The sequence below is a fragment of the Paenibacillus sp. RC84 genome, assembly GCF_041260495.1.
GTDB lineage: Bacteria > Bacillota > Bacilli > Paenibacillales > NBRC-103111 > Paenibacillus_F.
On the sequence record NZ_JBGBYL010000003.1, the window covers coordinates 501,698 to 514,074 of the forward strand.

General features: G+C 53.1%; 13 protein-coding genes. 8 read left to right on the forward strand and 5 right to left on the reverse strand.

Annotation, left to right across the window (positions count from 1 at the left end):
* Positions 1-140 precede the first annotated feature (140 nt).
* The 5 genes from ABH899_RS09635 to glnA all read left to right on the forward strand — a co-directional run bounded on the left by ABH899_RS09635 (position 141) and on the right by glnA (position 6,020).
* Positions 141-1,106 (forward strand): AAA family ATPase, encoded by a 966-nt coding sequence (locus ABH899_RS09635; protein WP_326055180.1) that lies wholly within the window; start codon positions 141-143, stop codon positions 1,104-1,106.
* Between the two features lie 353 nt (positions 1,107-1,459).
* The gene (hflX, locus tag ABH899_RS09640; protein WP_218229990.1) at positions 1,460-2,779 is read left to right on the forward strand and encodes a GTPase HflX; all 1,320 of its coding nucleotides are present in this window, start codon (positions 1,460-1,462) and stop codon (positions 2,777-2,779) included.
* A 19-nt stretch (positions 2,780-2,798) separates the two neighbouring features.
* Positions 2,799-4,049 (forward strand): methionine gamma-lyase family protein, encoded by a 1,251-nt coding sequence (locus tag ABH899_RS09645; protein WP_369995801.1) that lies wholly within the window; start codon positions 2,799-2,801, stop codon positions 4,047-4,049.
* A 193-nt stretch (positions 4,050-4,242) separates the two neighbouring features.
* Positions 4,243-4,656, forward strand: coding sequence for a MerR family transcriptional regulator (locus ABH899_RS09650; RefSeq protein WP_369995802.1), 414 nt, complete (start codon positions 4,243-4,245; stop codon positions 4,654-4,656).
* Between the two features lie 29 nt (positions 4,657-4,685).
* Positions 4,686-6,020, forward strand: a complete 1,335-nt coding sequence (gene glnA, locus ABH899_RS09655; protein WP_009674351.1) for a type I glutamate--ammonia ligase — start codon at positions 4,686-4,688, stop codon at positions 6,018-6,020.
* 150 nt (positions 6,021-6,170) lie between these two features.
* Here the strand turns inward: glnA and lexA are convergent, their stop codons facing one another.
* Positions 6,171-6,782: a transcriptional repressor LexA gene (lexA, locus tag ABH899_RS09660; protein ID WP_369995804.1), complete on the reverse strand. Its 612-nt coding sequence runs from the start codon at positions 6,780-6,782 to the stop codon at positions 6,171-6,173.
* A 144-nt stretch (positions 6,783-6,926) separates the two neighbouring features.
* On the opposite strand from lexA, the gene ABH899_RS09665 reads away from it, so the two are divergent.
* From ABH899_RS09665 to ABH899_RS09675, 3 genes are all read left to right on the forward strand, one after another.
* The gene (locus ABH899_RS09665; RefSeq protein WP_369995805.1) at positions 6,927-7,460 is read left to right on the forward strand and encodes a LysM peptidoglycan-binding domain-containing protein; all 534 of its coding nucleotides are present in this window, start codon (positions 6,927-6,929) and stop codon (positions 7,458-7,460) included.
* A 222-nt stretch (positions 7,461-7,682) separates the two neighbouring features.
* Positions 7,683-7,865, forward strand: a complete 183-nt coding sequence (locus ABH899_RS09670; RefSeq protein ID WP_009674341.1) for a DUF896 domain-containing protein — start codon at positions 7,683-7,685, stop codon at positions 7,863-7,865.
* 38 nt (positions 7,866-7,903) lie between these two features.
* On the forward strand, positions 7,904-8,716 hold the full coding sequence (locus ABH899_RS09675) for an HAD family hydrolase (protein ID WP_369995806.1): 813 nt from the start codon (positions 7,904-7,906) through the stop codon (positions 8,714-8,716).
* Positions 8,717-8,808: 92 nt separating this feature from the next.
* Here the strand turns inward: ABH899_RS09675 and ABH899_RS09680 are convergent, their stop codons facing one another.
* The 4 genes from ABH899_RS09680 to ABH899_RS09695 all read right to left on the reverse strand — a co-directional run bounded on the left by ABH899_RS09680 (position 8,809) and on the right by ABH899_RS09695 (position 12,368).
* A complete protein-coding gene (locus tag ABH899_RS09680) occupies positions 8,809-9,351 on the reverse strand; it encodes a 1,2-dihydroxy-3-keto-5-methylthiopentene dioxygenase (RefSeq protein ID WP_369995808.1) in 543 nt (180 codons plus the stop codon).
* A 285-nt stretch (positions 9,352-9,636) separates the two neighbouring features.
* Positions 9,637-9,831 carry a twin-arginine translocase TatA/TatE family subunit gene (tatA, locus tag ABH899_RS09685; RefSeq protein ID WP_009674378.1) on the reverse strand — a complete coding sequence of 65 codons (195 nt, stop codon included), beginning with the start codon at positions 9,829-9,831 and terminating at the stop codon, positions 9,637-9,639.
* 44 nt (positions 9,832-9,875) lie between these two features.
* Positions 9,876-10,607, reverse strand: a complete 732-nt coding sequence (tatC, locus tag ABH899_RS09690; protein ID WP_009674369.1) for a twin-arginine translocase subunit TatC — start codon at positions 10,605-10,607, stop codon at positions 9,876-9,878.
* Between the two features lie 39 nt (positions 10,608-10,646).
* Positions 10,647-12,368, reverse strand: a complete 1,722-nt coding sequence (locus ABH899_RS09695; protein ID WP_369995809.1) for a GMC family oxidoreductase — start codon at positions 12,366-12,368, stop codon at positions 10,647-10,649.
* Positions 12,369-12,377 lie beyond the last annotated feature (9 nt).

Below are 12,377 nucleotides of genomic sequence, written 5' to 3' on the forward strand. Positions count from 1 at the left end.
CATATAACAATTGTGTGGTTGGTTTGGGCGCCCGGTATCCGGGTCGCAGCCTCCCTTCAAATAACCCGCCCGTCCCGCCGCCAAGTTTGTTGCATGACCGCGTTCCTTCCCTGCATATAATTACGAAAGAGGTGAGGAGAATGGACGCAACTTCAAGACGAATAACGGTCAGAAGCAATTCGCAGATCAATATTGTGTTCAACAGTCAAGAGGCTGCGCCACTTATACAGGAACCGGAAAGCACGACTTTGGACATCCAATCCGAAACGTTCAACGAAACGCTTAAGGAACTGAACACGATGATCGGCCTGCAGGAAGTGAAAGATCTTATTTATCAAATGTACGCTACCCTGCATATCAACAAGTTGAGAAGCGCAGCCGGACTTAAAGATAATTCGCAGGTTTACCATATGATTTTTAAAGGCAATCCGGGGACGGGAAAAACGACCGTGGCGAGAATACTGGCCAAGTTGTTTAAAAGCCTGGGGGTTCTTAGCAAAGGTCATTTGATCGAGGTGGAGCGTGCCGATCTCGTCGGAGAATATATCGGGCATACGGCCATCAAAACGAGGGATTTGATTAAAAAAGCGCTCGGCGGCATTCTTTTTATCGATGAAGCCTATAGTCTGGCAAGAGGCGGGGAAAAGGATTTCGGCAAGGAGGCTATCGACTGTCTCGTAAAAAGCCTGGAAGATCACAAAAATGATTTTATATTGATTCTCGCCGGGTATCCCGACGAAATCGATTATTTTTTATCGACGAATCCGGGGCTGCCTTCGCGTTTTCCGATTCAGGTTGATTTTACGGATTACAATGTGGATCAGCTTATTCAAATCGCGGAATTGATGATCAACGAGCGTGACTACACCATGCGCCTCGAATCCGTCAATAAACTGAGGGACATCATTATTATGGAAAAGGAAACGAGCCTTAACTTCAATAATGCGCGGTTCGTACGCAACGTGATTGAGAAATCGATAAGAAATCAGGCGGTCCGGTTATTAAGCCGGTACAAAAAACCGTCCAAGCAGGACCTGATGGAGATTCTTCCTCAAGATGTGACGGCGGCGGAAAATAAGCTTAAAATGGAGTACGGCGTTTCCTGACTCACCTGAATGGAAAATGCAGAGCTAAAGCAGGGCGGCGGAACGGCGTGAAAACCGCCGACTAAAGCTGGGAAGCACGATCCGTCCCGCGAAGGGCGAAAAAACTTATCTGCAAAAAGATAAGTTTTTTTATTTGGCAGCCGTTTGTTCTTTTCCGCCTTAAATCCGCCTTGACGCTGCGGGAAAAGACCCCTTATAGGCGATGAAAGGATGAGACCTCGCCGGACGCAAAAGAAATTGGTGAATACCTTTGTAAAAAAGGTAATAATGAGAGATAATGATGATTTAGATCCCCTAACGAGCCTATAATTCCCACTAATATGGCGATACATATACCCAGAAGGAGACACGGCATGAAACAAACAGGTCATGAAGTCAGAACCGGAATGAAAGACCGCGCTATTCTTGTGAGTCTGGTTACGGATAAAATGAAAAAGCACGAAGAACTCGTGGCTTACTCTCTGCAGGAACTGATCCAGCTGGCGGAAACGGCCGGCGTCGAAGTGCTGGAAACGTTGACGCAGAACCGGGAAAGCGCCGATACGAAATGGTTTATCGGCAAAGGCAAGGTCGAAGAGCTGAAGGCCCTGATCGATGAGCACCAGGCAACGACGGCGATCTTCGACCAGGAGCTGTCGGGCGCGCAGGTCCGCAACCTGGAGGAATCGCTGGACGTCAAAATTATCGACCGGACGCAGCTGATCCTCGATATTTTTGCCGGACGCGCCCGCACCCGCGAAGGGATCGTGCAGGTGGAGCTGGCGCAGCTGAGCTACCTGCTTCCGCGGCTGTCGGGACACGGGAAGAACTTGTCCCGTCTCGGCGGGGGCATCGGGACAAGAGGTCCCGGCGAGTCCAAGCTGGAGACGGACCGCCGTCACATCCGCGGGCGCATCGGCGAGCTGAAGGCGCACCTTCAGGAGATGGTCCGCCACCGCACGCTGCACCGCGAACGCCGGCGCAAAACCGGTGTCTACCAGGTGGCTCTGGTGGGGTACACGAACTCGGGTAAATCGACCCTCCTGCGCCAATTGACCAACGCGGATGTGTACGTACAGAACGAGCTGTTCGCCACGCTCGATCCGACTTCCCGCACGCTGGAGCTTCCGAGCGGCAAGGAGGTTGTGCTGACCGATACGGTAGGATTTATCCAGAATCTGCCTCACGATGTAGTAGCGGCATTCCGGGCCACCCTGGAAGAAGCCTGCGAAGCCGATTTTCTGCTTCACGTCGTGGACAGCTCCAGCCCGATGCGCGAGGAGCAGATGCGGGTAGTGAATGAAGTGCTTGGCGATTTGGGCGCGAGCGGCAAGCCTCAGGCGGTGCTTTTTAACAAGATCGACTTGTGCACGGAGCAGGAGCTTCAAATGCTGACGACAAACCTGCCGCACTTGCGGATCTCCGCCTATGACGAGGAAGACCAGGAAAGAGTAAGACTCCTGATTCAGGAAACGCTGATGGGAGACAGCCGCACGTTCCGTATTCCTGCGGATAAGGGAGATATCATCGCTCTTGTGTACCGGGTAGGCGACGTGGCGGAAAGCGGGGCGGAGGAAGATGTACTGACGTTCCGGGTGAACATTAACAAGGAAGATTACGATAAAGTGCAGTATCTGCTTGCTCCTTACGAAGTTAAGGAAGAGAAGGACAAACAGGATAAGCAGGGAGAATAAGGGAGAGGGAACGGACGATATGCAATTCGATTCAGACATCATGGCCATTATGGAACAGGCGGAGGAGGGCGTTCAGCCGCGCTTCCGTGAGATTGAACGGACGATCGACCACAACCAGTGGAAGGTTATCGCCGCTTTTCAAAAGCAGGGAATAAGCGATTATCATTTCGCTTCTTCTACGGGTTACGGCTACAACGACAGAGGACGCGAGCTGCTTGATCTCGTGTACGCCGAAGTGTTCGGCGCGGAGGCCGCGCTCGTGCGTCCTCATTTCGTATCGGGGACCCATACGATCGGCACGGCGCTTTTCGGCGTATTACGGCCGGGGGACGAGCTGCTGTACATCACGGGCAAGCCTTACGATACGCTGCATAAAGTAATCGGGAAGCCGGGAGACGGCACCGGTTCTCTCCGGGACTTCGGAATCGGCTACCGGGAGGTTCTCCTCCTGGCTGACGGCTCCATCGACGAAGCCGGCATCCGTGCGGCGATTACGCCGAAAACGAAGGTCATCGGCATCCAGCGTTCGAGAGGATACGACTGGCGGGCGTCGTTTACCGTTGCGGCCATCGGGGAGATGGTGGAGCTTGTGAAAAGCATCCGTTCGGACCTGATCGTATTCGTTGACAACTGTTACGGCGAATTTACCGAACGGCTGGAGCCGAACCAGGTCGGAGCTGATCTCATCGCCGGGTCTTTGATCAAGAATCCGGGAGGCGGGCTTGCGGCTTCGGGCGGTTATATCGCCGGCCGCAAAGAGCTTGTCGAGATGGCGGCCTACCGGCTGACGGCGCCGGGAATCGGCGGCGAAGTCGGAGCCATGCTGGGAACGACCCGCTCCCTGTATCAGGGGCTGTTCCTGGCCCCCCATCTCGTCGGACAAGCCGTGAAAGGCTCGGTGGTCGCCGCGGCCGTTTTCGAGCGGCTCGGCTTCAAAACCCGGCCGAGACCGGAAGATCCCCGCACGGATCTGATTCAGGCGATCGAGTTCACGAGCGCCGAGCATCTGATCACGTTCGTGCAGGGAGTTCAGCGGGCATCGGCGGTAGACGCGCATGTGACGCCGGAGCCGTGGGATATGCCGGGGTACGAACACCCGGTCATTATGGCGGCGGGCACCTTCATCCAAGGGGGAAGCCTGGAATTGTCCGCCGACGCGCCGATCCGGGAGCCGTATATCGCCTATATGCAGGGCGGTTTGACCTATTCCCATTGTAAACTGGGCGTGCTGACGGCTTTGCAGCACATGAAGGAGCGGGGCCTGCTTTAAACGTCATGTGAGGTTCGGGCAAAAGCAGGAGGATAATCCGCGAAAAGCGGAAAACAAACAGACATTTTGGCTTTTTAGGGGGCCGGAATGTCTGTTTTATTTTCTCTTGTAAATTAATCTAACATGACTTGACATGTTTCCGTACTTTCCTTTACAATAAGAGCAGAACTTAACGTTCAGGAGTGAATCGATCATGAGTGATGATATCCGCAGAAACATGGCTCTTTTTCCAATCGGTATTGTGATGAAACTGACCGATTTGACAGCCAGACAAATTCGTTACTATGAGCAGCACGAACTCGTGATCCCGGCAAGAACCTCCGGCAACCAGCGGTTGTATTCGTTCAACGATGTGGAGAGACTGCTTGAGATCAAGGATCTGATTGAGAAAGGCGTTAACATTGCGGGCATTAAACAAGTGCTGCTGCCGATCTCCAAAGACTCCGAGGAAGCTACCGTTATTACCGAACAAACCGAAGTGAAACGCAAAGAACTGACAGACACCCAGTTGCACAAAATGTTGAAGCAGCAGCTGCTCGGCGGAGGCAAACGTCTGGGTCAAGTATCGCTGATTCAAGGTGAGTTATCCCGATTTTTTCCAAAATAAAAAGCATGGGGTAAGAGGAGGAGAAGTTTATGACAGTTTCTTACACAAAAGAGGATATTCTACGAATCGCCAAAGAAGAGAACGTCCGTTTTATCCGTCTTCAATTCACCGATCTCCTTGGCACGATCAAAAACGTGGAAATCCCGGTCAGTCAGCTTCAAAAAGCGCTTGATAACAAAATGATGTTCGACGGTTCGTCCATCGAAGGTTACGTGCGTATCGAGGAATCCGATATGTATCTGTACCCGGATCTGAATACGTGGGTCATCTTCCCTTGGGTGACGGAAAGCAAAGTTGCCCGTCTGATCTGCGACGTTTATCTGCCTGACGGTACTCCTTTCCCCGGCGATCCGCGCGGAATTCTGAAACGTGCTCTGAAGGAAGCCGAGGAAATGGGCTACACGTCGATGAACGTAGGTCCCGAGCCGGAATTCTTCCTGTTCAAAACCGACGAGAAAGGCAATCCGACCCTCGAACTGAACGACCAAGGCGGATACTTTGATCTGGCTCCTACGGATCTTGGCGAGAACTGCCGTCGTGAAATCGTACTTAAGCTTGAAGAAATGGGCTTCGAGATCGAGGCTTCCCACCATGAAGTGGCTCCGGGACAGCACGAAATCGACTTTAAATATGCGGATGCGATTAAAGCTTCCGACCAGATTCAGACGTTTAAACTTGTCGTTAAAACGATCGCCAGACAGCATGGCCTGCACGCAACGTTCATGCCGAAGCCGCTCTTCGGCGTAAACGGTTCCGGTATGCACTGCAACCAGTCTTTGTTCAAAGGCGAAGAGAACGCATTCGTAGACGAGAAAGATCCGCTGGGTCTCAGCGCAGACGCTCGTCACTTCATGGCCGGTGTCCTGCAACATGCCCGTGCATTCGCAGCGATTACAAACCCGACCGTCAACTCATACAAGCGTCTCGTGCCTGGATACGAAGCACCTTGTTATGTAGCCTGGTCTGCGAGCAACCGCAGCCCGATGATCCGTATTCCGGCTTCCCGCGGCCTCAGCACACGTGTTGAAGTTCGTAACCCGGATCCGGCGGCTAACCCGTACCTGGCTCTGGCGGTTCTGCTGAGAGCGGGTCTGGACGGCATCAAGAAAAAAACTCAGCTGCCGCCTCCAACTGACCGCAACATCTATGTGATGACCGAAGAAGAGCGTATCGAGCAGGGGATCCCTAGCCTGCCGGGCAACCTTAGAGAAGCGCTTGACGAGCTGCTCAAAAGCGAAGTAATCAGCGACGCGCTGGGCGAACACGCGCTTGCGCATTTCGTGGAACTGAAAGAAATCGAGTACGACATGTACCGCACTCAAGTTCACGCTTGGGAACGCGAGCAGTACATGACGCTTTACTAAGATAGCCGGGTAAGGCGGATCGAAGGTCGGTATCCAAGATCATAAGATCAGCTCCCGGGCTGCTTCATAAAAAAAGAACCCGCAGAAAGCAATTTCTGCGGGTTCTTCTATGTTATTAGCGTAATAGGCAGCTCCATTGCCAAGGCCGGATTAATGGATATTGCGGAACAGACCAATCACTTTGCCCAGAATCGTCACATTATTGAGCAAAATCGGATCCATGGCGGAATTCTCGGGCTGCAGACGGATATGATCGCGTTCTTTGTAGAAACGCTTCACCGTCGCTTCGTCCTCATCGGTCATGGCGACGACGATGTCTCCGTTGTTCGCCGTTTGCTGCTGACGGACGATCACCATGTCTCCGTTGTGAATGCCGGCTTCGATCATGCTCTCGCCCACGACATTAAGCATAAAGACGTTATAATCGCTTACGAGGTGCATCGGAAGAGGGAAGTAGTCTTCAATGTTCTCGGTAGCCGTAATCGGCACACCTGCGGTTACTTTGCCGATGAGAGGGACTTGTGCGATGGAAAGCGCGAAATCGGAATCCCCGTCCGTAATCTCGATGGCTCTCGGTTTCGTCGGATCCCGGCGGATCAGCCCCTTCTTCTCCAGACGTTCGAGATGCCCGTGCACCGTCGAGCTGGATGCCAGACCTACGGCTTCCCCGATTTCTCTGACGGATGGCGGATAGCCTTTATCTTTCACTTCATTCTTGATAAATTCAAGGATGGCCAGTTGGCGCTGCGAGACCTTGCCCATTACGTATCACTCCAGTATGTATAAATTACCTAAAGTATAGCACAGAACCGGAGTTCGTACAAACATAAGTTCGAAAAAATGCGTTGACACAAACATTCGTTCGTGTTAAATTCAAAACAGAACAAATGTTTGGAGGCGTTATTGATGAATGCATACTTTGCCAATCCGGAACTATCCTTACATACAAGAAGCGGGGATCAACCCGCGACTGACAAGGCTTCACCGCAACCAACGGCGGTTAATAAATCGAACGATCATCGGGAGAACAGCAGCCGTTTTGCGTCGCGTGTCTCCGATTTCAAGGACGAACAGGGTGCCCTTAAAGCAGGAGAGAGAACGAATGTTCGATATGTGAAGAACTCTAATCGCAATATCGTCCGCACGGCCGTAATCGCGATTGTGCTGCTGATCGCCTTCAGCTGCGGCATTATGGTTCAAGCGTTCGCGAGCGGCGAGAACAACCCGGCCGACGGACAACGTCAGGCTGCGGCTTTTAACAAGCAGGAGAGCGCAGAACCATCCGTCATCGTACAAAGAGGGGACACGCTGTGGAGTATCGCTGCGACTCAAGCTCCGGAAGGTTCTGATGTGCGGGCGTATATTTACAAGCTGCGCAAGGTCAATCAGTTATCTGCGGGAGACGTCCTTAAAGCAGGGGATGTCATCAAGCTGCCGTAAGTCTTTCTTCTATTAGAAGGTTTATCTGCAAGTATCTGCATGCCCCATCCGCAGGCCGTTAACGGACCTGAAATGAAAATATCGGATAATTGAAAGACATGTCCTGTCAGGATATGTCTTTTTATCGTTTATCGTGTCTGTTTAAGTCAGGCAGCTTCTTGACAATCCCCATAGCGAATGGCAAAGTATAAGATATTGAACGGCTGAATAGGAGGTTTACGTATGAGTGACAGTTTCCAACTTAAAGTACAGCGCATTAATGAGTTGGCCCGGAAAGCAAAAAGCGTCGGATTATCGGAGGCTGAGCTTGAGGAGCGCAACGAACTGCGTAAAGAATATATTGCAGCTATGAAAACACAGCTAAGAGGTCAGCTGGATTCCATCCATTATACGGATGAACAATAAATCATCGGCCGCCTGAGGCAGTAAAGGGGATCTATAAGATGACGGTAAAAGCAATTTTGTTCGACTTGGACGACACTCTCTTATGGGATGACCGGAGTGTGAAGGAAGCGTTTCAGGCTACCTGTGAGGAAGCGGCCCGCCATGCGGATGTGAATCCCGCGGAGTTGGAAGCTTCCGTGCGCAAGGAAGCACGCGCTTTGTATGAAGCCTACGAAACGTTTCCTTTCACCCAGCACATCGGAATCAACCCGTTTGAAGGGCTGTGGGCCAACTTTACGGAAGGAAAGCAGGAAGAGTTCCGCAAGCTGCAGGCTTTGGCGCCCGGTTACCGCAAAGAAGCGTGGACCCGCGGACTCGCTGCTCTCGGCGTTAACGATCCGGAGCTGGGAGCGCGGCTCGCCGAGCAGTTTCCTGCCGAACGGAGATCTCGTCCCATCGTTTACGAAGAGACGTTCGAAGTGCTCGCCGAGCTTAAGAAGTCTTACAAATTGCTCCTGCTGACGAACGGATCCCCTGATCTGCAACGCGAAAAACTGGCGGGAGTCCCGGAGCTGGCTCCTTACTTCGATCACATTGTGATCTCCGGCGATTTCGGCGACGGTAAGCCGGCCGTCACGATTTTCAATCACGCCATGGAGCTTCTCGGTCTAAAAGCCGGGGAATGTGTGATGGTAGGCGACAAGCTGACGACCGATATTCTCGGGTCTTTCCGCTGCGGGATGAAGAACATGTGGATTAACCGGCATGGCATGCTCTTTAACGGAGAAGCTAGGCCGACGTTTGAAATCACCTCTCTTCGCGACATCCGGGGTATTCTGGAAGCGGAGCGGGAAGTTCAAATATCGGGATGAAAACAAAACCCGCCGCTCGTTTAAAAACGAGCGGCGGGTTTTTTCTTTTATAAGTTCAAATGAGTAAGCGCCGTTATTCGGCTTGAGGCGTCTTATGCTTTTTGAAAAGTCGGATCCTCGAACGGGTGGGCAATCCAGCCTTCGGTTTCGATAAAGAGGCGGACGGCAACGATTTGACGATTGTCCATCAGAGTGAAGAAGTGCGGCTTGTGCTCGGGTACGGAAATGACATCGCCCGCTTCCAGCTCTACGTTGAAATAACCGACATCGTCGGAACCTTTGATGATAAAGATTCCTTTACCGGCCGTGATGGCACGGACTTCGTCCTCGGTGTGCGTATGCACTTGTTCGAATTTTTTAAGAAGCTCGTCCAGGTTCGGAGTCGCGTCGGAAAGTGCGATGATGTCCCAAGTCTGGTAACCGCGGCGTTTGGCGAGATCGCGGATTTCCTCGTCGTAGGTGCTCAGAATTTGAGCTTTCTCCTCGTCGGACAAAATAAATTTCTCCTGAATGTCGGCAGGCAGCTTAGCCGGGTTCCAGTGCTCGTACAAAACTTCCTGGCGGTCCAGAAACGTCCGGACATTCTCCTCTCCGGAAATGCGTTCACCCGTGTTGCGAATATGAATTTCAGCCATTTCTCATCCCTCTTTCTTTCTCGGAAATAATAGCCGCCCGTAGGTCGGAATAGGTTTATATCTGATTATAGAGGATAAACTCCCGACTGTCGATGATTCCCGGCAAAAAATACGACTTTTCCGATGGGATTTGAAAAGAACGTCCCTCCGGATGGAGAGACGCTCGCTTTTTTTGCCGATATAGAGCTCCGATCAAGGAGACAAGTCGAGATGGCGAAGGAGACGTAATGCGCTTTCTTGGTGTGACGGGCGGGTGCGCCGCTTCCCGTTGTATCCTTTAACCTGTCAGGATTGTTTATCCCGGTCTGTCGTTTCGATGCTTTTTTCCACATCGTCCACCATTTCTTTGGTCGACGTGCGGAATTCGCGCAGCGTATCTCCGAAAGCGCGTCCGAGCTGCGGAAGCTTGGAAGGGCCGAACAAAATGAGGGCCAGCATCAAGATGATGAGCAGTCCCGATATGCCGATATTGTTGAGCATGGGTGTGCCTCCTTCCCAGGTTGATTTAGGTGCCCGAATTGAACTTAACTTGTTCCGGCGGACAGGTTCATCCTGCGGACATAGCGGGCGGACAGAAGAATGCTGCATTCAAACAGCGCGATCAGCGGAATCGTGACGGCAATGTGGGAGAAGAAGTCGGGAGGCGAGATCGAAGCCCCGACGATTGCCAGTCCGATGTAGGTATATTTGCGCGTTTTACGCAAGTTTTCGGGCGTCAGCAGACCGAGCCTTGTCAGAAACAGCACGAGGAGCGGCAGCTCGAACGCGATCCCGAGCGGGAACACGACGTTGAAGACGAGTCCGAAAAAACGGTCGATGCCGTAGGTCTCGGCGGCCCCGATGCTGCGGTTGATGGTCTGCATAAACCGGATCATCATCGGAAGCACGACCGTGTAGCCGAAAGCGGCGCCCGACAGGAAAAGCGCAAAGGAAGCGGGGACATAGATCAGCGTCCCTTTGGCCTCCTGCTCGCTCAGGCCCGGCCTGACAAACGCCCACAGCTGGTACAAGAGCAGCGGCAGCGTAAGCAGGACGGCGAACAAAACGGCGCATTTCATGTAAATGGCCAAGCCGTCCGGAAGGGCGAACACGTTCCAGTGAAACGAAAGCGCCGCCGGAGAATCTTTTACCGCGTTCAGAATAGCGGGGGAGACGTAAAGCCCTCCGATCAGAGCCAGCAAAAACCAGGCCGCCACCAGAATCAGCCGTTTGCGCAGCTCCTCCAGATGACCGATTATTTCGGATGGCCGGTCCATAAGCCGTCACCTCATTTCCATGCCCGGGGCCCTGACGGTTCAGACCAGCGGGCCGCTTTTTTTCAAATAAGTCAAAATTCCTTCGGCGGCGCGGTAAGCGAGTGCCCCCAGTGTTCCGGTCGGATTATACCCGCTGTTGTGAGGGAAAGCGGAAGCGCCGACGACAAACAGATTTTCGACATCCCACATTTGCATGTAGCTGTTGACGGCGGAGGTTGAAGGGTCGGCCCCCATGATGACGCCTCCCGTGTTATGAGTGGACTGATAGGGCACGATGTTATAGGTGCTGATCGTGTTGGACGTCTCGACCTTGGTCGGTTTCATTTCCTTCATCACGGCCGTCGTTTTCTCGGCGAGGTATTTGACCATTTCCTTGTCCTGGTCTTCGAAATCGTAGGTCAGGCGGAGCAAGGGAAGCCCGTAAATATCCTTGTAGGTCGGATCGAGATCCAGATAGTGATGCTGCCAAGGCATGTTGGCGCCCTGCGTGCTGACGTTCAGGAACCGGTTGGCGTATTTGATCGTGGTCTGCTTAAAATCTTTGCCCCACCTCGGGGTGCCTTGGGGCGCCGGGTTGTGGGCGATCGGGCGCAGGCCGGCCTGGGTAAAGCGGATGTTCGCCCCGTGCAGAAAATTAAGGGAGCTGTGGTCGAAGTTGTCGCCGTTAAAATCGTCGAAGCAGCTCCCCAGCGCCCCCGCCCCCGCGAAGATGTTAAACTCCTGGTCGTCGTAAAAACCGGCTGCGCCCCCGCCCGTAATCTGATAGGCGTAGTTTTTGCCGATGACGCCCGTGCCACTTTTCGGATCGTAAGGTTTGCCCAGATTGGACGTGAGCAGAAGCCGGACGTTGTTAAACACATAACTAGCCAGAATGACAAGGTCCGCAGGCTGCTCGAATTCTTCGCCGGTAGGCGTATTGACATACACGACGCCCGTCACTTTGCCACCGGTATGCAAAAGCTTGATGACGTTCGAGTTGGTGCGGATTTCGAGATTGCCGGTTTTCTCGGCAACGGGAATAACGGTGACGACAGGATCGGCTTTCGCCCCGTACTCGCACCCGTACCGGTCGCAGAACGCGCAGTACTGGCAGGCCGCCCGGGCGATTCCGTCGGGATTCGTGTAGTTCTCCGACAAGTTGGCGGACGGGATGGCATAGGGGTGATAGCCGAGCTTTTTGGCGGCGTCCTCGAAAAGGACCATGCCCGGCGTCTTTTTCATCGGGCCGGTAGGAAAGGCGGCGGAACGCTTGCCGACCATTTCGTTTTGCTCCTTATCGCCGGAGATTCCGGCCATTTTCTCATACTTGTCGAAGTACGGTTCCAACTGGTCGTAGGTGATGCCCCAGTCCTGCAGCATCATGCCCTGCGGAATTTTATTTTTGCCGTAGCGTTCAATCGTTTTGGAACGGATTTCGAAATCGTAGGGCAGAAAACGGTAGTTCTGTCCGTTCCAGTGCACGCCGGCCCCGCCGACGCCGTCTCCCATCAGGAAGGAACCGTACGAGCGCATCGGAAGGGCGCGTACTTTCTCGCTGCTGCGGAACGTCACCGTCTCCTTCGACAAGTCCTGCATCAGCTCGTAGCGCTGGGAATAGCGGAGTTCGTCATGGGCCATGTAATAGTCTTCGGTTTTGCGGCTTTTGCCGCGTTCAAGCGCGACGACTTTATGCCCGGCCTTCGTTAACTCCGCGGCCAGAATACCGCCGGACCAGCCCATTCCGACGATCAGGATAGGTACTTTGGGAAGTTTGGTTGCCATTCTTCGTTG

Coding starts and splice junctions, on each gene's coding strand:
- hflX (WP_218229990.1), top strand. CDS start 1,460: ATGAAACAAACAGGTCATGAAGTCAGAACCGGAATGAAAGACCGCGCT.
- ABH899_RS09670 (WP_009674341.1), top strand. CDS start 7,683: ATGAGTGACAGTTTCCAACTTAAAGTACAGCGCATTAATGAGTTGGCC.
- lexA (WP_369995804.1), bottom strand. CDS start 6,782: ATGGGCAAGGTCTCGCAGCGCCAACTGGCCATCCTTGAATTTATCAAG.
- ABH899_RS09635 (WP_326055180.1), top strand. CDS start 141: ATGGACGCAACTTCAAGACGAATAACGGTCAGAAGCAATTCGCAGATC.
- ABH899_RS09680 (WP_369995808.1), bottom strand. CDS start 9,351: ATGGCTGAAATTCATATTCGCAACACGGGTGAACGCATTTCCGGAGAG.
- glnA (WP_009674351.1), top strand. CDS start 4,686: ATGACAGTTTCTTACACAAAAGAGGATATTCTACGAATCGCCAAAGAA.
- tatC (WP_009674369.1), bottom strand. CDS start 10,607: ATGGACCGGCCATCCGAAATAATCGGTCATCTGGAGGAGCTGCGCAAA.
- ABH899_RS09645 (WP_369995801.1), top strand. CDS start 2,799: ATGCAATTCGATTCAGACATCATGGCCATTATGGAACAGGCGGAGGAG.
- ABH899_RS09665 (WP_369995805.1), top strand. CDS start 6,927: ATGAATGCATACTTTGCCAATCCGGAACTATCCTTACATACAAGAAGC.
- ABH899_RS09695 (WP_369995809.1), bottom strand. CDS start 12,368: ATGGCAACCAAACTTCCCAAAGTACCTATCCTGATCGTCGGAATGGGC.
- ABH899_RS09650 (WP_369995802.1), top strand. CDS start 4,243: ATGAGTGATGATATCCGCAGAAACATGGCTCTTTTTCCAATCGGTATT.
- ABH899_RS09675 (WP_369995806.1), top strand. CDS start 7,904: ATGACGGTAAAAGCAATTTTGTTCGACTTGGACGACACTCTCTTATGG.
- tatA (WP_009674378.1), bottom strand. CDS start 9,831: ATGCTCAACAATATCGGCATATCGGGACTGCTCATCATCTTGATGCTG.